Consider the following 25,399-nt stretch of genomic DNA (forward strand, 5'->3'; position numbering starts at 1 on the left):
ATACGAAAAACCTACTTTTATACCGATTAAAAACTAAACCATGTCAGAAAAAAGAGAACGGATTAAAACTTTGATTTTAGGATCGGGCCCTGCCGGATATACGGCTGCAATTTATGCTGCACGGGCAGACTTAAAACCAGTTGTGTATACCGGAATGGAGCCGGGCGGACAGTTGACAACTACCACTGAAGTGGATAATTTTCCAGGATATCCCGAAGGTGTGGATGGCCCGTCAATGATGGTGCAATTGCAACAACAGGCCGAACGTTTTGGAACCGAAGTACGCATAGGAATGGCTACTGCGGTTGATTTTAGCGACGAAATTGGAGGCATACATAAAGTAACCATAGACAACGATAAGATTATAGAAGCGGAGACCGTAATTATTTCAACCGGGGCTACAGCGAAGTACCTTAATATTCCAAGTGAACAACGATTACGTGGTGGAGGGGTTTCTGCCTGTGCCGTCTGTGACGGATTTTTCTATAAGGGCCAGGATGTGGCAATTGTAGGTGGGGGAGATACTGCTGCAGAAGAAGCTTCTTATTTGGCTAATATCTGTAATAAGGTGACTATGTTAGTCAGAAAAGATCATATGAGGGCCTCAAAGGCCATGCAACACCGGGTAGAGAGCCTGCCTAATATAGACCTTCGTTACAACACTGAAGTAGATGAGTTGATAGGGGAACAGGTGGTAGAAGGTTTGCGCATGGTTAATAATAAAACCGGAGAAAAAGAGGAAATAGCTATAACTGGCTTTTTTGTAGCCATTGGGCATAAACCCAATACCGATATTTTTAAAGGGCAGTTAGAAATGGATGATACCGGTTATTTAATTACTAAGGGTAAATCTACCAAAACCAGTAAACCTGGGGTTTTTGCAAGCGGTGACGTACAGGATAAAGAATACAGACAGGCAGTTACTGCAGCAGGAACAGGTTGTATGGCGGCATTAGACGCAGAACGTTATCTGGCCACTATAGAAATACCGCAAAAAGTTTCATAAAGATTGACAGAATAAAATAAAAAAGCCGCGACAACTGTAGCGGCTTTTTTATATCTCGAAATGATTAATCAATTCGCAAATAATTTTCGGAAAAAGTTCTGTTGCCTTCCTCATCAAATGAGATCTGACTATAAGTGGAATCCGTTAATACAAGTTCAAAAGTAAAAAGCCGTAAAGCCTCCAAATCTCTCATCATGCCTTTATCGCCATATTCTATTGTTTCTATTAATTCGTTCTCTGTAATCCGATAGGAGCCATAACCAAACCTCCCTATAACGTCATTGCCATCAGCGTCTTTGGTATCACTGGAAGTGGTCCTAGACCACATGACTTTCCCGTTGTAATACATTTTAACCTGTCTGTAACCTTCAGCAAGAGGTACGGTGTCAATAATATTTTCTCCATCGTAATTATAGAAACTTTGAAGTTCCCAGGTACCTTCCATAGTATGCATGGCATCTGGTTTTGAAGTTGTGAATACTGTGCCCGATACGAAAAGCATCATTATAAGAAATAATCCGAGTAATTTTTTCATGGTCCCGCGTTTTAAGTTATTCTAAAAATAATGTTAATAAGTTACGAATTATTTTATAAAACAATGGCATATTTTCGAATATTGTAGGCCCGGAAAAGAGGATAAAAAAAACGAGTTATTAACGAGTATATCGGCAGAGTAGATCTACGAGATATTGAATATCGTCATTTTTGTGCGCAGCACTCAGGACAATTCTGCTGCTGAGGTCGGCGGCTTCATTTGGGTAGGCAAAATGAGTGACTATTACCCTATTATCAAATAAATACTCAGTTAGAAGGTTATCCGAATAACTAAAGGCAGGATAATTCGGGATACTTATCAGATTTTTAAGGTTTTCAACCCCTGCAGAGAAGGTGGAGATATTATGATGTAATTGTTCCCTTTTTTGTTGTATCAAATCCCAACCATCGAGCAGGGTGGGCAGATATGCGGGTGCTACCGGACTTGCACCGGCATAAAAATCTGTATCGGTGAGTTTTTTATGTCTCTCTTTTGAACAAAATATGGCACCTCCCTGTACTCCCATAGCTTTACCCAGTGAACAACAAACAAGCAATTCTTTAGCATTTAGTTTTGAAAGTAATGGAAAAACTCCGGCACCTTCAGGACCTACAACGCCTATGCCGTGAGAATCATCAATTACGAGTACAATATCTTCCAATGGGAGCGATTTTATTCCGTCAAAATTAGGGTAGTTAGTAGTCGAAAAGTCGATAGCATCTAAGAATACCACAGGTGTTTCCGCATTCTTAAATTCCAGATGCTGACGCAAAGCAATCCCCAGAGAAGTATAGGTAGCATAGGGTTTATTATATTTTCCTTTTTCCGTAGTAGAAAACAAGGCAGTATGGCAATTTGGGGCGTAAAATGGTTGGTAATCCGGGTGATTAAATAGGTTGGCTACTAATTGCCCGGCCAGGTAACCTGATGATAGTGTCGCGCATGCACCGCTTCCGGTCCAGTTGGCCAAAAAACACTCTGCTTTATCGTAAATGTCAAGACGAATATTAGATTTTCTGGAAGCACCATAGGCAGTTCCGTAGTTTTTTACATTCGCAATAAAAATCTCCTGAAATTTAGGATCTGTTTGTAACCCCAAATAGGCCGTTCCCCCAAAGTAGCGGTAATCCTTGTTTTTAATTTTTAGGTGAATTCCCGGGAAGTGATCAATATAATGCTCCATCAATTTAAGGTTATTCCGCTACCTCCAAGTTTTGGGAAAACTACTTTGCCACCTTCAAGAATCTGAACGCCACTGGCAATATCTTGTGATAATAACATTGCCCCGTCCATATCCACATAATCTAATTGCGGTAGTAGCTGTGCTATAGCTGAAATTCCTACGGTAGACTCTGTCATACAGCCTACCATAATTTTAAGCCCCAGTTCCTTACCTCTTTTAATCATTCTCAGGGCCGGAGTTAGTCCCCCGCATTTTGTCAGTTTAATGTTGATTCCATTAAAATGTAGGGCGCATTTCTCCACATCTTCCTCTAAGATACAGCTTTCATCAGCTATTATTGGGAGCACGCTGTGATGAGCCACCTTTTCCATTCCTTCCCAATCATCTGCCTTAAGGGGTTGCTCTATGAATTCTACCCCCAGGTCTTTGAGCAGAGGGGCATTAGAAATAGTTTCTTCGGCAGTCCAGGCGCAATTGGCATCTATCCGGAAAACGGCCTCGGAATGTTTTCTTAGTGCCTGTACGATAGCGATATCGTTTGGCGTACCCAATTTTATTTTATAAATAGGCCATGGTTTTTCTGCCATCTTGGCCAACATTATATCTATATCATCTATACCTATGGTGTAATTGGTAATGGGGTAGTGCCTGGTGTTGGTATTCCAGATTTTATATAAGGGTTGCCCCAGAATTTTACCGTAGAGATCGTGGGCAGCCAAATCCAGGGCGCAGAGCACAAAATTACTGAGTCCCTTGTCAGAAAGAAATGCATAAAACGTTGCAGCATCCTTAAAGTTATACCCTTCAATGTCCGAACGTATGGCCTCTATTTCTGCCTCCATACTTTCAAGGGTGAAATTGTAATAGGTATTGGAAGTGGTTTCTCCATATCCTGTTATACCACCTTCACTTAAACAAACAATCATCGTATCCTGAGCATTGTGAGATTCTCTTGAGATACTAAATGTATGTTTAAGGGGGAGAACGAACTTTTTAATTAGTAGTTTCACAAATACAATGTTTATACTAATATAGCGAAAGACCCTTCAGGTATCCAAACCTGAAGGGTCTAATTTAATTGAGCTAGATTGGGTTTTGCTTTTTAGTATTTATGAACGCTACCCGAAACAGATTTTCTTTTTTGTACGGTTGCATCACCACTATAAGATATGTCTGCCCCGCTACTTGCATTGGCGGTGAGCGATTCAGAAACATTCACAGAAATATCTGCTCCGCTACTGGCTTCAGCAGTACATTTTTTTACCAGAAACGATCTGGCCTTGATATCCGAGCCGCTGCTTGCATCAGCAACAAAATAGTTGGCTTCACCCGAAACTTTAATGTCTGCACCACTACTGGTACTTGCATCTACTTCGTCAGCGAATAATTCTACCTCTAAATCTGAGCCACTGCTGGCATCAAGGGATATCTTATTTGCCTCTATTGCATTTTTGGCAACCAGATCTGCCCCGCTAGAACTGTAAAGGCCTGTGATCTCAGGCAGAGAAACGTAAACCTTTTTTGTAGCCCTTCCAATATTTTCTATGGCATGAACTCTTAATCTTCCGTCTTTAATATCTGTCCCGATAAGATCTATAATATTCTCATCAGCTTCTATTGTGATCTCAAATTCATCTGCCTGGGTTACATATACGTCTATACCTTCAGATGCTTTTACAACGGTAAATTCTTCCGTTACTTCTCTTCTGTCTTCGGCAATTACTCCGTTTCCTTTTTTCCCGTCTCCAAAATTGATATCGAAAGCACAGGAGGAAAGGATAATGGCCATAATTAATGCGATGGTTATTCTTGCTAGTGTTGTCATGATTGTTGTTTTATTAGATTGATACAAATTTCTTGTTAATTGCTACTATTGTTAATTTTTTTTAACCCAACTGTTGAATTGGGCTGCTGAATTGTTACTAATTGTCTTCTTTGGCTTTGATATTAACCCCGTCTTCATCTATCTTCATCTTAAAGGAATCTCCGTTATCATTTATATCTACATCCAGGCCGTCCTTGTTGATTATAATTCTCCCTTGGTCATCATCAGAGTCATCTTCATCCATATCATCGGGGCAATTAAGGCATTGCAGTTCTCCATTGTCTGCCATAGACCAGCGATAATCTATTAATTCACTCCTGTAAATATCCTTGTCATATCTTGTTGACCTACCGATATGCCTTTTAACCGTTTCATCGAATTGAAGTTCGGTTCCTACCGGAACATAAACGGTTATCATCACCTCCTGGTCCCTGACTTTGTTTTTAATATCGGTAGACATATAGTCATTAAGAACCAAAGAATTGCCTTCAACGGCATAGCTGTAATCTATTTTTTCTGCTCTGGCCCTTGCATTTGCAAAAGAACTGCCGTCGGCATCTTTTCTAATGTGAATATGTGCCAAAGAATCTTTAGATTTTTTAACATCAAATCGCACATCGTCAGAAAACAATATCCTGTCGCCATTATCATTGTATGAAATGGTCATGCCATTTATACCAATATTCTCCTGATTTTGATATAAATCGTCAGATACCATACTTATGCGTAATGTATCCAAACCCTGAGGAACATATAACTGCTCTTTTTCAGTATAACTGCCGGTAAAGGCATGTGCCGAAGCTTGCTGTACACCTAGTACGGTTATTCCTATTATAGAGAGTAACCATAAACCAAGGAGGGAGAATTTGGCAATATTTCCTATAGATCTTAGATTAGTAACCAATATTTTTAATCCCAGATACAGCAGGAAGAAAAATGGTATTCCAACTGTGAAAAACGTCAGTAAGGATACTAACCAAACCGGCGCATCAGTAGAGTTCACAATTTCATAGAAATCTACTCCTGGCAGATGTACAATATCTAGTATTCCTACCGTGAAAAGGCCAATAAAAAGACCAATCAGGGTGGCTGCTCCTATAATGATCAACAAGATTCCAATGAATTTGCCAAAGACCTTGAACAGGAACATGATGACATCTCCTACGGTATCAAAAAAAGTCTTACCGCTGCTTTTTACCTTGCTGTAATCTGCATTTTTAATGGTATCTGCAACGTCTTCAATGCCTTCTTTTACCTTGCGCTCTATGTTACTTATATTCACCTTCTCTCCCTTCATATCTAACTTTTGCGAGGTAGAGGCAGCTTCAGGAACTAATATCCATAATAGGATATATGCGATAAATCCAAATCCGGTGAATACCGCTAATAGTATAAATATCAGACGGATCCAAAGGGCATCAAAGCCCAGGTAGTGCTCCAGACCGGCACATACTCCACCTATATATTTGTGATCAACATCTCTGTAGAGCTTTTTTACTTTTGAACTGCTGGTCTTGGTAGCTTTTTCCTTTGGACCATCTTCAAAAATATCTTCATCTACCATATAGTCTTCGGGTTGCCCCATTACGGTAATAACTTCGTCTACTTCTTTCAGGGTTATCACCTGACGCTCGTTCTCCATTTTTTCCTGGAAAAGCTCGGCAATCCTGGCTTCTATATCCGAGATAATTTCATCACTCCCGCTAGTACCGGAAAACGAACGCTTTATCGCTTCCAGATAACGTTGTAATTTGTTAAATGCTTTATCATCTATGTGAAAAAGTATATTTGCTAGATTTATATTTACTGTCTTATTCATTGTTAGTTATTTTTAGCATTGGTGACCAAATTCACTGCTCCTCTGAGTTCATCCCAGGTAATATTTAATTCTTTAAGAAATAGTACGCCCGTTTCCGTGAGTGCATAGTATTTTCGTGGGGGTCCTGATGTGGATTCTTCCCAACGATAGTTGAGCAATCCGGCATTTTTAAGTCTTGTGAGCAGGGGATATATAGTGCCCTCAACCACAAGCATCTTAGCGTCTTTTAGCGACTGAAGTATCTCAGAGGCATACTTATCTTCTCCATTTAATATGGAGAGTATGCAGTACTCCAGTACTCCTTTACGCATTTGTGCTTTTGTGTTTTCTATATTCATAATTTCTTAATTCTTAAATTATGCTTCTGCGGTGTAAAGCCGCTTACGCATTTGGTTAACTGTTCGTTTTTTGTCGGTCCATATTGATTTTAATTGATGAATAAACTCCGTTTTTTGATTAATAAATAAACTACTGCTTAAGGGTGTGATTAGTACCCTGTTTAATTATATTTCTATTATTTATGAAGACTAATTACTCTTGATATGAGCCATCTGTCTTCCTGATGTTTCCATATTGTTATAAACTTACTTGGTAAAGAAATGGCATCCGGTTCCTGATTATTGTGAAACTTATGCATCCCAATTTCTACTGCACCAAAACCATTAATTGGGTATACTTCTATGCTGCCTTTTACCAACTCCCGGGTAACTTTACCACAGATATTGGCTTCAATACTTTTTAAAATATCCTGTTTGGATGTAGATAACCCGCCCTTGTCATGATAAAACTCAAGATCCTCTGCGTACAATTCGGCTTGTGTTGCCATATCGCAATTGTTGTATGCAGTAAAATAGATGCTGTCCATTTCTACTATTGTGCTATACAAGTCGTCAGCTGGTGCCAACCTGCTTAGAACATGCCCGTCTACTGTTCTGAATGAACTAAAGACCATAACAGCCATGCCAAGTATCAGTACTAAGAATATGTTAGAATTGGTCTTCATTACTTTATAAATTTTATGGTAAGGGGATATTTAAAAGTTTCTCCTTCGTTAGTTCTTAAAGTTGCCAGGATGGTATAAACAATGTTGATTACAAATAAAGCTGCCTGGAGCAATCCTGTGACGCCTAAAGGCCAGAACCTGCCAATGCTAAAGTTGTCGCTATTTATATGAAAATCAAAAATGTTGAATTCATTAAAGTGGCGCACATTGAGAATACCTCCTTCGAATATATTGGGGAGAAAGCCCAAAAAGAAGGGTACAGAAACTATTCCCAAAATAATAGAATACAGAAGAAGGCTCATCTGAAAATTCAAAGCCTGCTTCCCATTGTAATCTACAAATTCGTGCTCTTTCCGGTTAGACATCCACAGTACTAATGGCAATAGGAAATTACCAAAAGGAATAAAATATTTGGTCAGTGTTGAGGCATGTATTATTGCCGATAAATTTCTTTGATGTTTACTTAAAGTCTCTGTCATGATGATAAAATTTATTCAATCCTGTGAATAACATAATAACTTACAATGCAAATATATGGCTAAAAAAAGGTATTATGCAAAACATAGTACTGTTATTTAACATATATTTAACAGTTAAGCATTCAACTATTTTGAATACTTTTATGCTCCTGAGCCATCTTAATTTAATTATGGTCTCTGGATAAATCTACTGCAATGTCAACAAATACAGCTAAGTACAACTTATTCACATTTATTAAATTGCCTTCAGCCTGGTGGTGTGGAGTGAGACTAAAATATATCGATGATAATAAAGCTGTGGTAAGAGTACGGCATAGGTGGTTTAATCAAAACCCTTTTAAATCTATGTTCTGGGCAGTACAGGGGATGGCTGCTGAGTTCACTACGGGGGTGCTGGTCAGTAATAAAATACGGGAAAGCGGGAAAGAAATCTCTATGTTGGTAGCCAGGAACAACGCGAGTTTTACAAAGAAGGCTCGTGGAAAAATCACCTTTAGTTGCGAGGAGGGCCAGAAGATAGACCAGGCACTTAAAAGCACCATAGCTTCCGGAGAAGGACAAACGATATGGATGAAATCTGTTGGCTTAAATGAGGATGGGGTGGAAGTTTCAGAATTTAATTTCGAATGGACGATAAAGTTGAAACGCAAATAATGGGATATATCATTTATCATTGGCATTTATATTTTTTTTCGCCATCTGTAACAAATAGCCCCCTTCTTTCAACTAATCAATAATCAATAATCAATAAACAATAAACAATAAGCAATAAACAATACATGAACGCACACGAAATAGACTTTGAAATTCACGGAGAGGAAATGCAGTATGTAGAAATAGAGCTAGACCCTCAGGAGGCTGTTGTGGCCGAGGCAGGAAGTTTTATGATGATGGATACTGATATAAAAATGGATACCATCTTTGGTGATGGTTCTAATCAGGATACCGGTGTACTGGGTAAGATATTTTCAGCAGGTAAAAGAATTCTAACCGGGGAAAGTCTTTTTATGACGGCATTTCTAAATGTAGGACAAGGTAAAAAACAAGTGAGTTTTGCTTCGCCTTATCCCGGGAAGATAGTGCCAATAGATCTTTCAGAGAAACACGGCAAGTTTGTTTGCCAGAAAGATGCCTTTCTCTGTGCGGCCAAAGGAGTTTCGGTAGGGATAGAGTTTTCCAAACGTCTGGGCAGAGGATTATTTGGCGGGGAAGGTTTTATTATGCAGAAGTTAGAAGGCGATGGAATGGCCTTTGTGCATGCCGGGGGTACTCTGGCTAAGAAAGAACTGGCACCTGGCCAGGTACTAAAGGTAGATACCGGTTGTATTGTAGGCTTTACAAAAGACGTAGATTATGATATCGAATTTGTGGGAGGTATCAAGAATACTGTCTTTGGAGGGGAAGGTTTGTTTTTTGCGACTTTACGTGGCCCAGGAACTGTTTATATACAATCATTACCGTTTAGCCGATTGGCAGGAAGAATATTGGCTTCTGTACCCAGAGGTGGCAAGAACAAGGGGGAAGGAAGTATATTGGGCGGCATTGGAGATTTGCTCGATGGGGATAACAGGTTCTAATTACCTTATATATTAAATGGATTTCACGGCGCTCACCACCTTCTTAAAAGAACTTCAGGAAAACAACAATAAGGATTGGATGGATAAAAATCGCAATCGCTATAAAAAGCTGCGAGCAGAATTTATCCTTTGGTTAGACCAATTAAACCATATGCTGGCCGAAATTGATGATGAATATTATTCTACTCCCGGGAAAAAAGGGATAAACAGAATTAATAACAATCTGATGTTTCATCCCAACAAGCCTGTGTATAAGGATCATTTTGCTGCGGGTCTGGATAAGGCCCCTAATTCCGGGGATTTCTATCTGGAAATCGGTATTCATGAATCTCTTTTTGCGGGGGGCATCTGGAGGCCGGAACCTATAGTATTGCGTAGTATACGCGATGCACTAGACTATAATGGAGACGAATTTAAAATGATTATTGACAAACCTTCCTTCAGGAAGACCTTTGGCGGGTTGTATGAAGATCAGAAGTTAAAAACAAGCCCCAAGGGCTTTTCAGCAGACCATCCGCATATAGATTTAATAAGGAATAAGACCTTTGGCGTTGTTCATACTTTTCCCAATGATGTCATTTTTAAGAAGTCGTTTACCAAGAAAATTATTGAGGTTTACCAGGAAATGCTACCCTTTAGACGCTACCTCAATAAAGCAATAAGTGTTTAAAAGGTTTTTTACGATTTTAAAGCACTGCAATGTAGCTTTACAAATGATGTAATTGGGCCAAATTCTTTTTGTATTTTTAGACAAACCAAGAGCAATGTCTACAACCAACCGATGTAAAAATTGTGATGCAACCCATGATGCATCATATAAATATTGTCCTAATTGCGGACAGGAAACGGCAGATAATCTGACATTCGGCGTTCTTTTCAGCAATACAATAAGTAACTATTTCTCTATAGATGCAAGATTCTTCCGAAGTTTTATACCGCTGATGACCAAACCAGGGGTTTTGGCCAGAAGATTTGTAGATGGTAAACGCCTTTCTTATTTGCACCCTGCCCAGTTCTATCTTTTTATTTCGGTAATCTTCTTTTTTATTTTCTCGTTCAGCATAAGAAAGGCCGACAATGAACTTTCCAAGGTTCTTGACGAAGGTTTTGATAAAGAAATAAGAATAGATTCTTTGCAGACTCAGAAAGACTCCCTTGCGCTTCTGAAGGCCAAAGATGCCCTTTTAAAAAGCGAGGTCATGGATCAGGTGCCCGATGAAGATTTACAGGCCCTGGATTCTGTCCTTTCCAATGTACAAAGGGCCCCTGACGTTTCTTTCAGCTTTAAAAGGGAAGCTCTTGATTCTCTGATTGCCAATGGTGCCCCGGAATCTGAATTGTTAAATGCAATGGGTATGGATGATGATGCTGGTGCTTTTACCAAAAGATTTTATCAACAGATGCTGAAATTCTATAAGCAAAGGGGAGGAGGTATACTACAAGCCCTCTATGATACCATTCCAATTGCCATGTTCTTTATGCTACCGTTGTTTGCCATACTTTTGAAAATATTCTATTGGAAAAGGGCCACCTTTGCGCATCATATGGTTTTTAGTTTTTACTTTTTCACCTTTCTTTTCACCTCCTTTTGTGTCCTGATTTTGGCGAATAATCTGATAGAAATTCCCGGTTGGTTAGAATTCCTGGTTATTATGTCGTTTGTAATTTATTTAATCCTGGCCCTTCGAAACTTTTATAGAAGCAGCTGGCTGGGTGCCATTATCAAAGCCAATATAATTTCTTTTGTCTATATGATAATTGTTGTACCCATAGCCGTTTTTGGTATCATTATGGTTTCATTTATGTTGTATTGATAATGACATTTATTGCAATAAATCCCTGCGTTTGAAAAACGGAAAAATTAAGAATGTAAAAAAAGAGGTGTTATCAGACAATTGGTATACCCTTAATAAGTATACCTACAATTATCAAAAAGAGGATGGTAGTTGGGAAATCCATGAAAGGGAGGCTTACGACAGGGGTAACGGCGCCGCAATACTGCTTTATAATAAATTGAAGGGGACAGTAATACTTACCAGACAATTTAGAATGCCCACCTATGTAAATGGCAATGAAACCGGAATGATGATAGAGGTTTGTGCTGGCTTGCTAGATGGGGACCACCCTGAGGAATGCATCAGAAAAGAGGTAGAGGAAGAAACAGGTTATAAAGTTCATGATGTTAAAAAGGTTTTTGAATGTTATATGTCTCCTGGATCGGTTACGGAGATCCTTTATTTTTTTATCGGGGCCTACGAGGAGAAAATGAAGATAAGTGAAGGGGGTGGGGCAGAGGATGAAACCGAAAATATAGAAGTACTGGAACTCAGCTTCCAAAAAGCATTGGATATGATGAATTCCGGGGAGATCAGAGACGCTAAAACCATTATGCTATTACAGTACGCTGCCCTGCATGGTACAATTAGCAGTAAACAGTAATCAATAAACAATAAACAATAAACAGTGAACACGAGATCTTTTTTGATTATCCTGTGGATGATTGAAAAAGGCTGCGAGATGATGCGGCTGGATAAAGTAAGCAGTAATCAGTGAGCAGTAATCAGTGATCAGTGATCAGTGAACAGTGATCAGTGAACAGTAATCAGTGCGCAGTTAGCTGTAATCAGTAATTGTCTCGTACCCACTCAAAAACCAGCTGCATTCTTTCTTTAATTTCTGAAGAAGGTTTACGGAAATGATTATTCATAAAACTAAAGATGAGTGTCTTTCCCGATGCTGTAATTAAATAACCACTGACAGAGTGATTATTACCTAAAGAACCAGTTTTGGCATAAATATATGGAGCATCACCTCCGGGATACCAGTCTTCCAGGGTACCCGAAACACCACCTGCTGGAAAAAAGCTAAAAAGACGATCTCTGGGAATATCTGAATACAATTTATCCAGAACATGTACCAGAGACTCCGGACTAAACAAATTATACCTCGAAAGCCCCGACCCGTCTACCCATCTAGGCGGTTGCTGTAAATCTGATAGCAGCGAATCCTGTACATATTGGCGCGTCTTTCTACTGCTAAGCGTATCGGAAATTGCTGTAGAAGCCTGAATCAGTAGCTGTTCTGCAAGGAAATTATCGCTCACCTGCATCATTCTTTGATATACACTATCAGCAGGCATCCCATAAAGTACTTGCTGTTGACCTTCGGGCATTTGTTCTACAAGGTTAACAGCTTTGTTAACAACGTCTTCAAGCATCCTTTTGGTCAGGATTTTGTTCGTTAGGAATGGGATTTCCGTACTGTCTTTTCTCTCGGGATCAAAAAAGAATATATTCTTATTAGGGTTTCTGTTCTTTGAATTTGAAACATTAACAATGCTATCTGCAAAGAGCGATGGCGAAACTGATAATTCCGGAGTATTGGTAACAAACACAACGTTGCCGTAAAGAGGTAAGGCAGTTCTTTCGGCCGAGTAATACCAGTGGTAATCATCCCATGACCAGCCAGGACCAAATTTTTCATCCTCAATCGCATAAGGTGAGTACGATAGATTATCATATTTTTTCAGGAAGTTTATACTTGTACTATCCTTGAAAAATGGGTGTAGTTGTGTGCCATCTGCAGTTCCCCGGAAATAGAGCGTATCATTTTTAAATACATACTTCAGCACCGGTAATTTTTCAGGCAATAAGTTTAGCGCTGCAAATAGGGTATAAATTTTTGTATTGCTGGCAGGGGTAAAATATTTGGAACTGTTTTTTTTAAAAAGGGTATCTCTGGTAGCAGGGTCGTAAATAAAAACACCCTGAAAGTGGTTTTCAAAAGCCCTATGGTCTATAACCGTCTTGATTCCCTTTTTGATCTTGGCCCTCTTTTGGCTAGCACAGGCTCCTAAAAATATGATTATCAGTAAATTAATTAAAATAACCTGGTAGCGTCTCAAAAGTGAAATTTTAGATGAATAGACCCCTTTTATCGATTTTAAGATGAATTTATCTAATTTTTAACGGAAATTGAGCAATATTGAATACCTTTTTTTAGTTAAATTCGTAACAACAGTCTAACTAAATTAACAGAGAATATGGCTAGAGCTATGCTGGAGTATACGAAAACTGTACTCCAAAAAGTAAGTTTTGATGCTAAATTGTTCAGCAAAGAACTCAAAAAGGCAATTTCCAGATTACTCCCCTACGAAATTGAAGAATTGAAACTCTGGTTAAGGCGGTTCATAACGGATAAGCCAGAACTGCAGCCAAGTTTAATTTATTTAAAACAATAAAAAAAAGCCGCCAATTAGGTGGCTTTTTTTATCCTTCTGTCCCGATTATGGGAATAGGGACTATTTATTATTCACCGGGCTAATAATATCAACATCCTGAAAGGCAATTGCACCTCTGACTATACCGGAAATCACATCTCTTATAGCCTCCGTGATCTGGATTTTAAGCTCCTTTTTATGGTATATAAGGCTCACCTCACGAGCGGGTGAAGGATTTCGGAAATATTTTAAATTTTTCTTTTTAGCAGCATCCAGCTCAATGGTATTTAGGTAAGGTAAGAGCGTCATCCCCATATCCTCATCTGCTAAATTTATCAGTGTTTCAAAACTACCACTATGCAACTGAAATTTTTCTTCGCCGTAATCTTTGGGAGACTTACACAGATTTATTACCCCGTCTCTAAAACAATGACCATCTTGTAATAACAAAACATCACTGAGTTCAAGATCATCTGGCCTGAGCTGTTCCTTTTTACTCAACCTGTGATTATTGGGTACATAACCTACAAAGGGTTCATAATACAGTGGTCTTTCTTTTATAAAATCGATGCCAAGAGGGGTAGCCGCAATGCCTGCATCCAAATGCCCGTCCTGAATATTCCGGATTAAATTTTCCGTACTCTGTTCTTTAATGATCAGGTTTACCTTGGGATATTTTCTGATAAATGTTTTTAGAAACATTGGTAATAAAGTAGGCATAATGGTAGGGATGATGCCCAGCACATATTCCCCTCCGATAAATCCCTTTTCCTGGTCAACAATATCCTTTATCCTTTCCGCTTCGTTGACAATGTTCTTCGCCTGTGCCACTATCTTTTTGCCAGCCTCAGTTATGGAAATTGGTTTTTTACTTCTGTCGAATATCAATACGTCCAACTCATCCTCTAGTTTTTGCACCTGCATACTCAAAGTGGGTTGGGTTACAAAGCTCTTTTCAGCAGCGAGCGTAAAGTTCTGGTACTCGGCTACTGCCAGTACGTACTGCAATTGGGTTATAGTCATCAATAATAAGTTTCTACTATAAAAATATAAAAACTATCAATAAAATTTATCAATTTTCACATTTATATATGATAATTTTATACTAAACAACAAAATCATGAAAGTAAACAGTATAGGTCTGGATGCAGAAAAATCTGCCGGACTAAGCCGGGATTTAAATGTATTACTGGCCAATTTCCAGAGGTATTATCAAAATTTACGGGGTATTCACTGGAACATTAAGGGTAAGCGCTTCTTTGATCTTCATATTAAATTCGAGGAATTGTATACCGATGCCAATATCAAAGTAGATGAAATTGCTGAGCGAATTCTCACTTTGGGAGGGGTGCCTTTGCACACCTTTGAAGATTATGCCGAACATTCAAAGGTACCAATAGGTAAAAACATAAGTGGAGACGAAGATGCAATAAGGCTTATAGTGGCTTCATTGACGCAACTATTGGTATTAGAAAGAGAAATATTAAACACTTCTGGCGAAGCCAATGATGAAGGTACCAACAGTATGATGAGCGATTTTATCACCGAGCAGGAAAAAACGGTGTGGATGATGAAGGCCTGGTTGGCCGAGCAGATATAAAATAATCAGATTAATAGCATAAACCTGTGAGTTTGCAGAAAACTCACAGGTTTTTCTTTTCCCTGAATTCTGCTGTAGTTGACCTCCGCAATAAGATTTGCCAATTATAAGTTTTGCGGTGGTAAGTCATAAATATTTATATTTAGTATCAGCAACCATCTAATGCGCATATGTCCGAACCTGTTGAAAACTTATCTGAAATACTCGCAGCGGTAACTTTTTTTTCTGAAGTATCTGATGATTCCCTGAATAATCTTTGTAGTAATGTTGAAGTAGTGCTCTATGAAAAAAGAGATGAGATCGTCAGGAAAGGAGAACCGGGAGAAGCGATGTACGCCGTTTTAAAAGGAAAGGTAAGTGTTCACGAGAAAGAACATCATTTTGAAGAATTAGGAGTTGGGGATTGCTTTGGAGAATACGCTCTAATCGACAACAAGGAACGTTCTGCCTCGGTGACCGCTATTGAACCAACCCAGTTAGCGAAAATAGATCGGGAGCATTTTCTGGAATTAATGAAAAATGATGCAGGATTTGCACAAGGGATTCTGTCTGTAATGATTCGCCGTCACCGGGAATTGGATGAAATTCAGGAACGCCTGGCCAGTTCTAAGAAGCAGTTAGAGTTCACCAATTATAAAATGAGCGGCCTGATCAATGGCGCAATGGATGCCATAATTATGTTCGATGATAATTTCAGGATAATACTTACCAACCCATCTGCTGATGCCTTGTTAGAGAATAAAGATGTATTGCAGCGCAATGTGCTGTTCTTTTTTGACGATGCAAGCGCTAATCTGGTTGAATCACTAGTTAAATCTGGCCTTGAAGGTGATAAAAATGCAATTAATAATTATCTGCCGGAAATCGTCAAGGTTATTGGATCTGAAGAAACTATAACCCTTAATGAAGGTACTATAAGCAGATACGGTGATGATGAGGTTAGTTATTATACCTTAATCCTCCGGAACATCCAGGAACGTTTAGTGGCGGAAGATACCATAAACCAGCTGACCAATCAGACGGCTTATCTGGAGGAGGAAATAAAGGAATTGACAAGCAGCTATGGTATAATAGCAAAGAACAAGGCCATGTCTGCAGTTTTAAGTTTAGTAGAACAGGTAGCACAGACCGATGCTACTGTGCTCATTCAGGGTGAGACAGGAACCGGGAAAGAATTGGTTGCCAGGGCCATCCATAAGGCAAGTTTACGCAACTCAAAACCACTTATTAGAATCAACTGTGGCGCTATCCCTGCCAACCTTATTGAAAGCGAGCTTTTTGGTCATGAAAAAGGAGCTTTTACCGGTGCAACAAGTAGCAGGAAGGGCCGTTTTCTCCTGGCAGACAAGGGCACAATTTTCTTAGATGAGATTGGAGAATTACCCATGGAATTGCAACCTAAGTTGTTGCGTATAATTCAGGAAGGAGAATTCGACCCTGTCGGGAGTTCAGATACCATCAAAGTTGATGTGCGAATAATTGCTGCTACCCATAGAGATCTTATACGTTTTTCCAGAGAGGGGAAATTTCGAGAGGACCTCTACTATCGTCTCAACGTGTTCCCTATAGTGGTTCCCCCACTTCGAGAAAGAGGAGAGGATATTCATTTGATTGCTCAGGAAATGATTAATCAATTTGCCGCTAAACTGAATAAGAAAGTGGCCCCGCTTTCTGAAGAAGACAAAATGGCTTTTTCTGCCTACCCCTGGCCTGGAAATGTCAGGGAACTCCAGAACATCGTTGAAAGAGCAGTGATCGTCTCACAAAACAATAAGTTGAGCTGGGAGGCCTTGATTCCGAAATCCGGGGTCGAAGATGTAATTGTAAATTCAGAGGAGTCAAGTAAAATTTATACTTCCACAGAGATGATCGCTCTCGAAAAGGAAAATATTTTAAGAGCATTGCGGAAAACCGCCTGGAAAATATCGGGTCAGGGTGGTGCTGCCGCTTTACTTAAACTACCGCCTACCACGCTTACTTCTAAAATTAAAGCATTGAATATCAAACGCCCTATTTAGCCTCACAAAATTCCGTTAGCTACTTACGTAAATTCATTAAAACATGAATTGTCGGTGGCTTCTTATTTCTGGATGTATGATTTAAACATTGACAACTAATTATATAATGAAGCGAAATCTTCAATTAGACCATAAATAGCAAGAGTTTGTCAAACAATTCCGGATGAAGCATTCAGGAGAATAACAACAATACCATTTACCTGCCTATGAAATATCCGGACCTGGCATGCAACAAAATTTGTTCTTCACACCTTCCTCACGTTTTACAATTATATCCCTGAATGTTCTTCGAGATCTCGTGAATTCAGTAATGAAAAATCGTTAATACACGAAATATCGTTATTCTAATTTATACCTGGCATCTGTATAAAAGCCTGAAATACAAGGAATTGTATCTTTTGGCACGGCGAATGCATTTAACTAACCAAACAAAATCTTTAACAATTAAATTTTAGAAAAATGATTACAACAGAAAACAAAAGAAACGGAGTAAATGTAGAACAATTGATGGCTACAGTAGAAGCAGTTCAAGGGAATCCTGAATTAGCAAAATTCCAATTCAGAGCTAAGAACAACTGGATCGAAGGTGGGCATTGTGTCACCAGTGTAAAGAGTTTTTATGGTGTTGGCGAAGAAGACACCACACGTAAAAAGACTTTTACCATGGAAGCTGACCACCCAGAGGTATTGTTAGGTGAAGATCTTGCACCAAGTGCGGCGGAGATTGTACTGCACGCCTTAGGTTCTTGCTTAACAGCAGCGATGACATATCACGCTGCTGCTCAGGGAATAGACATTGAAGGCATGGAGTCTACCTTAGAAGGAGGTGTTGATCTTCAGGGATTCTTAGGTCTGGATCCGGAAATTAGAAAGGGATACGACGGAATCCAGGTGAAGTATAAAGTAAAGTCAGATGCGTCAGAGGAACAACTTAGAGCACTTGCTCAGTTTTCACCAGTATTTGATATGATCTCTAATCCAACTCCTGTTTCTATCGAATTCGAAAAACAGTAGATTTATTTAAAAAAAAAGGCCACTCAAGACATACAAGAGTGGCCTTTTTTTCACTCTAAACCGCAATCAGCAGGATAATAATTAAAATGAAAGACAGTAAATACATATTGAGTACAGGAAATGAGGCCGCTGCGCATATCGCATATAAAACCAACGAGATTTGTGCTATCTATCCAATTACGCCTGCATCGGAAATGTCCGAAGCGGTTGCCACTTGGGCAATAGACAACAAAAAAAATATTTTTGGCAGCGTACCATCCGTATTTGAAATGCAAAGTGAAGCAGGCGTCGCTGGTGCATTACACGGTGCTTTACAAACCGGAGCATTAGCCACAACTTTTACCGCATCTCAGGGGCTTTTACTGATGTTGCCAAATATGTATAAAATTGCTGCTGAACTTACTCCAAATGTCATCCATGTTGCAACCCGAACTTTGGCTACTCATGCACTTTCGGTTTTTGGGGATCACAGCGATATAATGGCCGCCAGAAATACAGGATATGCATTTCTGGGAGCTGCTAACGTCCAGGAAACGATGGACTTTGCATTGCTATCTCAGGCAGCCAGTCTTAAATCGAGAATACCTTTTGTGCATTTTTTTGACGGTTTTAGAACTTCTCATGAAACTTCCAAAATTGAGTTGGTACCCGACGAGGTGATTAAAACCATGTTAGATGAGGACGCGGTTATGGCACACAAGACCATGGCGCTTGACCCAAATAGACCGGTATTGCGTGGAACATCACAGGGGCCAGATGTGTTTTTTCAGGCTCGTGAAGCCATAAATCGATACTATGATGCCTGCCCGGATTTGGTTCAGGAACAGATGGATAAATTCGCAAATTTAACCGGCAGGAGATACAAATTATATGAGTATACAGGACACCCACAAGCCAGCCAGGTAATAGTGGCAATGGGTGCCGCTACAGAAACTATTGCTGCAACTATAAAAGAGCTAAATGCAAAGGGGAGTAAAATAGGGCTGATCAAGGTAAAACTCTTCAGACCATTTAGCGCTAAGCATTTGCTTAAAGTCTTACCCAAAAGTTGTGAAACCATCGCTGTATTAGACAAAACCAAAGAACCAGGTGCGGCTGGCGAGCCTTTGTATTTAGACATACTACAGGCAATTATGCAGTCCGAAAATATTGCCGCTGGCGGAGCTTTACCTAAAGTAGTAGGGGGCAGATACGGTCTGTCCTCTAAAGAATTTACTCCAGGGATGGTGACCGCAATAGTAGATAACTTAAAAAAAGAACAACCCAAAAACGGCTTTACTATTGGTATTAATGATGATGTAACCAAATTGAGCTTGCCGTATACTTCAATGGAGCCTTTTGAGAAAAGTATGACTCAGGCCATTTTTTATGAAACGAAATCCGAAAATACCCGAAGTAGTTTTAAAACAACTATGGAGTTGCTAACGCAAGACAATTTTGTTCAGGGCTATACGGAAATAGACTACAGGAAGTCGAATGCCAGGAATGTCAGACATTTGAGAGTTGGTCCGGTAGCAGTGCGTCTGCCTTATCTAATTAACCAGGCGGACTTTATTTATTGCGAATCCTTAAAGTTCATTGTAGATGACGATGCCTTGAAGCGAATAAAGCGCAACGGAGTCATTTTGCTTCGTACCTCCTTAAGTACAGCTGATTTGAAGTTGAAGATCCCAACAACAAGAATTAAGGAAATGGCAGCTAAAAATGTAGTCTTGTGTACCATTGATGAAAATGCGAAGTTGGATGATTCTGCTGAAGGAGAATCGACTTTGGCCGCTGCCCATAGTGCATTTCTTGAAATCTACCCTTCTTTGAAAAACAGTTCCAAGTTTAAGTCTATTCCGGCTTTGGTAACTGCGTTAGATTACAGCGATTGGGAGTCGGTAGCTGGCACTGCCTTGATAGAAGACCCTTATTTTGGTCAAAGTCTGTTGGGGATGCTTTTGAGCAATAATGCAAATGATATCCCTGTAAGCTTGCTTCCCGCTGATGGAACCTATCCAACGGATACCGCCAAATATAATTCCTCTGGCCAGGGCAATCAAATGCCCTGGTGGGATATGGATGCCTGCACCCAATGCGGCGCTTGTAGTATGGCCTGTCCGCAAGGGGCTATCAGAATTAAGGCGTTAGAGGATGAGCAACTAGAAAGGGCGCCTGCATCTTTTAAAACCATACCATCCAAGGAATTCATCAATGGAGTTGCGCCCTTAAATTACCGGCTGCAAATAAACCCGGATCAGTGCAATTCTTGTCATAACTGCGTAGAGGCCTGCTTGCCTAATGCGTTAGAGCTAAAAGAAAGGGCAGTAACACAAGAAGCGGAATTCGAAAACTGGGAATTCTTTAAGAAGATCCCGGAATTTGACAGAACTAAAATAGATCGATCACTTGTAAGTCAACAACAATTACAGGAACCGCTTTTTAAATATTCCACGGGGGTCGATGGCTGTGGGGAAGCACCATATCTAAAATTAATCTCCCAGTTGTTTGGTGAGAGAATGCTTGTAGCCAATGCGACAGGAGCAAGCTCTATTTTTGGCGGTGCTCTACCCACTACGCCCTGGTCAAAAAACGCGGACGGAAAAGGTCCGGCCTGGTCAAACTCCCTTTTTGAGGATAATGCTGAGTTTGGTTTGGGTTTCAGGTTGTCTTTGGATCAAAAAGAAAATCACGCAAAGCAATTGCTAATTACTTTAAAGGATAAAGTAGGTAGGCAGCTAGTGGATGAGATCCTTTCTCAAGACCAGGACAACGAAAATCAAATTGCCAAACAACGCAATAATATTCACAAATTAAAGACCCGGCTGGCAGCTCTGGCTATCCCAGAGGCGAAGCAGTTGATTAGTATAGCGGATAGTCTTGTGAAGAAGAGTATATGGATTGTTGGTGGGGACGGCTGGGCCTATGATATCGGTTTTGGTGGCCTGGATCATGTTTTGTCTTCAGGGAAGAATGTTAATATCCTGGTATTGGATAACGAAGTATACTCAAACACTGGCGGGCAGATGTCCAAAGCAACTCCTTACGGGGCGGCGGCCAAATTTGCAGATAAGGGTAAACTACGTCAAAAGAAAGACCTTGGTCTTATGGCTATGAATTACGAAGGAGTTTACATAGCTTCGGTCGCAATAGGCGCGGATCAACAACATACTCTTAATGCTTTTTTGGAAGCAGAAAGCTTTGACGGACCTTCTCTTATTATAGCATATTGTCATAGTCCGGCACATGGAATAGATCTGAAAGCACCGGCTCAATATCATAAAGCTGCGGTCGACAGTGGTCAGTGGTTGTTGTACAGAAATGATCCCATGCGAGGATTGAGCAACCTAAACACTTTACAGCTAGATTCTGAAGCCCCCAGCCTTCCTATTGAGGAATATTTAAGACTTGAAAAAAGATTTAGAGGATTATTCCAAAACGATAAAGAGAGTTTTAATAGTTTAAAGCATAAATTGCAACTGGGAATCGATAGCAGATATGACAGGTATTTACAACTTGCGTCGAATTCAATTCCAAACAGAACCCAATTATTACGGCAGCAACAAATCAACAGCTTACATGCTACAATGCCCATATCCAGGCCTACAACTTATTAAGAAACGGAAGCTTTGTTTCAGTTTATCTAGAAATAGGTCAATGTTTACAACATCAATTGCCATAACCCGATTATTTTTCTTTCATGGTATTTATTACTTCCCAATCTTTGGGCGAACCTGCGATAGTGTATTCTGCAGACTTGGTTACGAAATATTTCGCGACTAGATCATTCGGGTTTTTCCCAAGCACTTTGTCAAATGACGCTGAGGCTCTTGGAAATTCATGAGCAAAAAAGAACTCCAGTCCCTTTTTAAATTCGGGCAAGGTTTTCTTTTTTAGCTTGACCATTTCGACAGAATCTCCGTCAAAGCACTCGTAAATACCTACTGCATTATCTTTTCCTATGGCCTTCACTCTTCCTAAAAATCGAAGTCCAAAGACAGTTTTATTTTTAATGGTCTTAAGACTGTCTTCACTGATGATAATATTGGCACCATAATGCTTGGTGACACCTTCCATACGCGAAGCAGTATTAACAGTATCAGCAATAATCGCCGTATCATTACGATGGATATCGCCAATTATTCCCATCACCAAAGAGCCGGTGTGCAAACCAATTCCTACCGATATTTCCTCTTTACCCTCTGACTTTCTTTTGATATTGTATTGCGCTATGGCCTTTTGCATGTCTATGGCGGCCTGTAGAGCATGTTCTGCTTTATGAGGAAAAAGCGCCATTATCCCATCACCCAGATATTGGTTTACAAAGCCCATATTGGCCTGTATTAAGGGACCCATTTTGCCCACATATGAGTTCACAAATTTAAAAGTCTGCTGTGGGGTCATATTCTCTGCCAGATGGGTGTAATGACGTATGTCGCTAAAAAGTACAGTTACATCTTTTTGGACGTGATCCCCCAATGAAATTTCGGTAATTGATTCCCTTCCAACGGATTTAATAAACTCTGTAGGTACAAATTTGCTAGTAGCCTTGTGAATACCACTGAGGTTCAAATGAGTTTTCATTCTGCTTAACAGCTCGTTTTTGGAGAAAGGTTTGGTCAGGTAATCATTGGCACCAACATTGAATCCAATCACCAGGTCGCTTACTCTGTTTTTTGCTGTTAATAACACAACCGGGAGCTCACTGGGAAGATTATCTTTTCTAATCTTTTCACAAACTTCGTATCCAGACATTACCGGCATCATTACATCTAGTAGTACCAGGTTAAAGTCGTGTTCCTGGGCTATCTTTTGCAGGGCTTCATTTCCACTGCTGGCCTCAACCACTGTATACCCGGCAAGAGTGAGATGATTTTCCAGAACTCTTCGGTTTACCGGTTCGTCATCTACAACCAGAATCTTGGCAGTACTCAATTCCTGTTCCTTGATTGTGGTACTTTGCTGGTCTACTGCATTATGTTCTTCTAATTTTTGAGTAATCGAACTATAATGATCTGTTGGGTCTGATGTAGCCGATTTTGCAACTTTGCTCGCTGGTAGTGAAAAGGTGAAAACTGATCCTTGCCCTACTTCGGAACTTACTTCAATATTACCGCCATGTAGTTCTACTAGCTGTTTTGTTACGGAAAGGCCCAGGCCTGTTCCCCCAAATTCTCGGGCTGTTGAACCATTGCCTTGCTCGAAAGACTCAAAAATGGCCTCCATTCTCTCTTCCGGAATTCCTATCCCGGTATCTGAAATAGCAATATAAACCCTGTCTTTTTTATATTCGGCACTTATTTTAACCGTTCCTGAATTTGTAAATTTTATGGCGTTACCAAGCAGGTTATGAAGAATTTGCTGCAACCTGTTCTCATCGGCTTCCACCATAGGAATTTTCGGACCAATTTCGGATTCTAATTGTAATTCTTTATCATCGATAAGCGGGGCTGAAAGTTTAAGGACAACTCTTGTAATTGCCTGTAAATCGACAGGTCTTAAAGACAACTCTAAATCGCTATTTTTTAATTTTGAAAAATCCAGAATATCGTTCACCAGATGCGCAAGTCGCTTTCCACTATTGGTGATCATATCCAGATTTTCTATGGTCCTTGCGTTGAGTTTCCCAGCTGCCCCATCTTTTAAGGATTCTGACAGGCCTATGATACCATTTAAAGGTGTCCTTAATTCATGCGAAGTATTGGCGAGGAATTCGTCTTTTAATTTGTCTATCTTTTTAAGCTCTTCTACTCTATTACGCTCAATTTCGGTTTTTTCCTTTTCCACTTCTATCATCCGCCTTTTTTCCTCGTCCTCTAGTTTAATGCGTTGCCTGTATTTGTATCTGTTGAACAAAGCATAAGCCAGCAATACAAGTACAAGAGATAAACCTATCAAAATGTTTCTGATTGTTGTTTGCCGCTTAAGCCTTAGGTCTTTTATTTCGGCATCTTTCTCCAAAGTGGCAATTGCGCTCTGTTTTTTTTCCGTATCGAAGCGCACCTGCAATTCTTCAATCTGTCTGGATTTAGCAATATTATACAAGCTGTCTTTTAAGATGGTAGATTTATTCTTGAAATTTAGTGCTTGTTGCAAATTACCAGTTTGTTCGTGTAGGGTAGCTATGGCATCATAATTGGTCTGTAACTCTGGTTTGGCCCCGATTTCCTCTGTGATACGGATGGCTTCTGTTAGATGTTCCTGAGCCTTAGGATAATTACCAAGAGCGATGTAATTTTTACCCAATTGGGTATGGCTCATAGACAGTTCTTTCTTTTGCTGTAGTGCTTCTCTGAGTTTAAGTGCCCTTTGATTATAACTAATAGCATCTGCATAGTTGCCTTTTAAGCCATATACCTTGGCAATTGCTTCAACATCATAGGCGATACCCCATTGACTATTAACGGCTTCATCTAAAGCAAGTGCCTTGTTAAAATAAAAGAGTGCCTTATCCAGTTCTTGTTGTTGAAGATAAGTATCGCCAATATTGAAATTACAATTGGCCATTTCCAGCTTATTCTCCAATCCGGTATAAATATCCAGAGCCCGGGTATAACTTTCCATGGCCTTTTCCATTTTTCCGGTTTTCTTAAAGATCTCACCCAGGGCGTTTAAAGTGGTAGCTATACTAAAATTGTCTTGTTGTTCTTCATAGATTTTTAAAATGGAAAAATAGATGTCCAGACTCTTTTCATAGCTTCCAAGATGGTCAAGGATAACCGCTTTCTGGTAAAGGCCGTTAGCCAGGGCATTTTGATTGTCTCTGGTTTCCCAGAAAGCAAGATTCGCGTTTATAAAATCTAATGCCCTGTCATAATTGCCTTGCTGTCTTTCCAGAACGGCAGATTGGTAATTCGCCAGAGCAGTGCCCCATGGGATTTCCGCTTTTATACTTAAATCAAATACACTGTCTATATATACCTTGGCCAGATCTCCATTGTATCTATTGTTGAGGTACTCCCATGAGATGTCCTTGAGAATCTTGATCTTGGAAGAATCAGAAACTGCCAGGCCAGAAGCATTTTTTAAAGAATCTATTTTTGCGGTCTGTCCTAAAGCAAAATTGCAGACAAAGATGCTCCAGATTAATATGGATATTTTTCTTTCCATTTTGATAGAGGGAGCATTTTCATAATTTA

At 39.8% G+C, this 25,399-nt stretch carries 21 protein-coding genes and 1 pseudogene; 11 read left to right on the forward strand and 11 right to left on the reverse strand.

What is annotated here, in order from left to right; translation table 11 throughout:
* Positions 1-40 precede the first annotated feature (40 nt).
* Positions 41-1,006: a thioredoxin-disulfide reductase gene (gene trxB / locus J1G40_RS11990; protein WP_265242881.1), complete on the forward strand. Its 966-nt coding sequence runs from the start codon at positions 41-43 to the stop codon at positions 1,004-1,006.
* 64 nt (positions 1,007-1,070) lie between these two features.
* Here trxB and J1G40_RS11995 read toward each other — a convergent pair whose 3' ends face one another.
* The 8 genes from J1G40_RS11995 to J1G40_RS12030 form a co-directional block, all read right to left on the reverse strand.
* Positions 1,071-1,541: a hypothetical protein gene (locus tag J1G40_RS11995; protein WP_265242882.1), complete on the reverse strand. Its 471-nt coding sequence runs from the start codon at positions 1,539-1,541 to the stop codon at positions 1,071-1,073.
* A 118-nt stretch (positions 1,542-1,659) separates the two neighbouring features.
* On the reverse strand, positions 1,660-2,724 hold the full coding sequence (locus J1G40_RS12000; protein WP_265242883.1) for an aminotransferase class I/II-fold pyridoxal phosphate-dependent enzyme: 1,065 nt from the start codon (positions 2,722-2,724) through the stop codon (positions 1,660-1,662).
* Entirely contained in the window at positions 2,724-3,734 is a 1,011-nt protein-coding gene (locus J1G40_RS12005) for a dipeptide epimerase (protein WP_265242884.1), read from the reverse strand. The genes J1G40_RS12000 and J1G40_RS12005 overlap by 1 nt, the downstream gene beginning before the upstream one ends.
* Positions 3,735-3,826: 92 nt before the next feature.
* On the reverse strand, positions 3,827-4,549 hold the full coding sequence (locus J1G40_RS12010) for a head GIN domain-containing protein (RefSeq protein WP_265242885.1): 723 nt from the start codon (positions 4,547-4,549) through the stop codon (positions 3,827-3,829).
* A gap of 97 nt (positions 4,550-4,646) precedes the next feature.
* Positions 4,647-6,368 (reverse strand): PspC domain-containing protein, encoded by a 1,722-nt coding sequence (locus tag J1G40_RS12015; RefSeq protein WP_265242886.1) that lies wholly within the window; start codon positions 6,366-6,368, stop codon positions 4,647-4,649.
* Positions 6,369-6,370: 2 nt separating this feature from the next.
* A complete protein-coding gene (locus J1G40_RS12020) occupies positions 6,371-6,706 on the reverse strand; it encodes a PadR family transcriptional regulator (protein ID WP_265242887.1) in 336 nt (111 codons plus the stop codon).
* Positions 6,707-6,882: 176 nt separating this feature from the next.
* On the reverse strand, positions 6,883-7,371 hold the full coding sequence (locus J1G40_RS12025) for a nuclear transport factor 2 family protein (protein WP_265242888.1): 489 nt from the start codon (positions 7,369-7,371) through the stop codon (positions 6,883-6,885).
* Entirely contained in the window at positions 7,371-7,850 is a 480-nt protein-coding gene (locus J1G40_RS12030; protein WP_265242889.1) for a DUF4870 domain-containing protein, read from the reverse strand. The genes J1G40_RS12025 and J1G40_RS12030 overlap by 1 nt, the downstream gene beginning before the upstream one ends.
* 195 nt (positions 7,851-8,045) lie before the next feature.
* Here J1G40_RS12030 and J1G40_RS12035 point away from each other — a divergent pair, with 195 nt between their 5' ends.
* The 5 genes from J1G40_RS12035 to nudK all read left to right on the forward strand — a co-directional run bounded on the left by J1G40_RS12035 (position 8,046) and on the right by nudK (position 11,866).
* Entirely contained in the window at positions 8,046-8,504 is a 459-nt protein-coding gene (locus J1G40_RS12035) for a DUF4442 domain-containing protein (protein ID WP_265242890.1), read from the forward strand.
* A 125-nt stretch (positions 8,505-8,629) separates the two neighbouring features.
* Positions 8,630-9,427, forward strand: a complete 798-nt coding sequence (locus tag J1G40_RS12040) for a TIGR00266 family protein (protein ID WP_265242891.1) — start codon at positions 8,630-8,632, stop codon at positions 9,425-9,427.
* Positions 9,428-9,443: 16 nt separating this feature from the next.
* Positions 9,444-10,097 carry a DUF2461 domain-containing protein gene (locus J1G40_RS12045; protein WP_265242892.1) on the forward strand — a complete coding sequence of 218 codons (654 nt, stop codon included), beginning with the start codon at positions 9,444-9,446 and terminating at the stop codon, positions 10,095-10,097.
* A 94-nt stretch (positions 10,098-10,191) separates the two neighbouring features.
* The gene (locus tag J1G40_RS12050; protein ID WP_265242893.1) at positions 10,192-11,241 is read left to right on the forward strand and encodes a DUF3667 domain-containing protein; all 1,050 of its coding nucleotides are present in this window, start codon (positions 10,192-10,194) and stop codon (positions 11,239-11,241) included.
* A 31-nt stretch (positions 11,242-11,272) separates the two neighbouring features.
* A complete protein-coding gene (gene nudK / locus J1G40_RS12055) occupies positions 11,273-11,866 on the forward strand; it encodes a GDP-mannose pyrophosphatase NudK (RefSeq protein ID WP_265242894.1) in 594 nt (197 codons plus the stop codon).
* Between the two features lie 184 nt (positions 11,867-12,050).
* Here nudK and J1G40_RS12060 read toward each other — a convergent pair whose 3' ends face one another.
* Positions 12,051-13,331, reverse strand: coding sequence for a D-alanyl-D-alanine carboxypeptidase (locus tag J1G40_RS12060; protein WP_265242895.1), 1,281 nt, complete (start codon positions 13,329-13,331; stop codon positions 12,051-12,053).
* Positions 13,332-13,469: 138 nt separating this feature from the next.
* Here J1G40_RS12060 and J1G40_RS12065 point away from each other — a divergent pair, with 138 nt between their 5' ends.
* Entirely contained in the window at positions 13,470-13,667 is a 198-nt protein-coding gene (locus tag J1G40_RS12065) for a hypothetical protein (protein ID WP_265242896.1), read from the forward strand.
* Between the two features lie 60 nt (positions 13,668-13,727).
* Here the strand turns inward: J1G40_RS12065 and J1G40_RS12070 are convergent, their stop codons facing one another.
* A complete protein-coding gene (locus tag J1G40_RS12070; protein ID WP_265242897.1) occupies positions 13,728-14,669 on the reverse strand; it encodes a LysR substrate-binding domain-containing protein in 942 nt (313 codons plus the stop codon).
* A gap of 97 nt (positions 14,670-14,766) precedes the next feature.
* Here J1G40_RS12070 and J1G40_RS12075 point away from each other — a divergent pair, with 97 nt between their 5' ends.
* From J1G40_RS12075 to J1G40_RS12090, 4 genes and pseudogenes are all read left to right on the forward strand, one after another.
* Positions 14,767-15,246, forward strand: a complete 480-nt coding sequence (locus J1G40_RS12075; RefSeq protein WP_265242898.1) for a Dps family protein — start codon at positions 14,767-14,769, stop codon at positions 15,244-15,246.
* A gap of 170 nt (positions 15,247-15,416) precedes the next feature.
* Positions 15,417-16,860, forward strand: a pseudogene (locus J1G40_RS12080) (sigma 54-interacting transcriptional regulator); the annotation flags it as partial.
* An 863-nt stretch (positions 16,861-17,723) separates the two neighbouring features.
* Positions 17,724-18,278, forward strand: coding sequence for an OsmC family protein (locus tag J1G40_RS12085; RefSeq protein ID WP_265242900.1), 555 nt, complete (start codon positions 17,724-17,726; stop codon positions 18,276-18,278).
* 86 nt (positions 18,279-18,364) lie between these two features.
* Positions 18,365-21,877 (forward strand): 4Fe-4S binding protein, encoded by a 3,513-nt coding sequence (locus J1G40_RS12090; RefSeq protein ID WP_265242901.1) that lies wholly within the window; start codon positions 18,365-18,367, stop codon positions 21,875-21,877.
* Between the two features lie 70 nt (positions 21,878-21,947).
* Here the strand turns inward: J1G40_RS12090 and J1G40_RS12095 are convergent, their stop codons facing one another.
* The gene (locus J1G40_RS12095) at positions 21,948-25,370 is read right to left on the reverse strand and encodes an ATP-binding protein (protein ID WP_265242902.1); all 3,423 of its coding nucleotides are present in this window, start codon (positions 25,368-25,370) and stop codon (positions 21,948-21,950) included.
* Positions 25,371-25,399: the final 29 nt, after the last annotated feature.

Origin of the sequence: Muriicola sp. Z0-33, assembly GCF_026126425.1 — a bacterium.
Lineage (GTDB): Bacteria > Bacteroidota > Bacteroidia > Flavobacteriales > Flavobacteriaceae > JAFMPW01.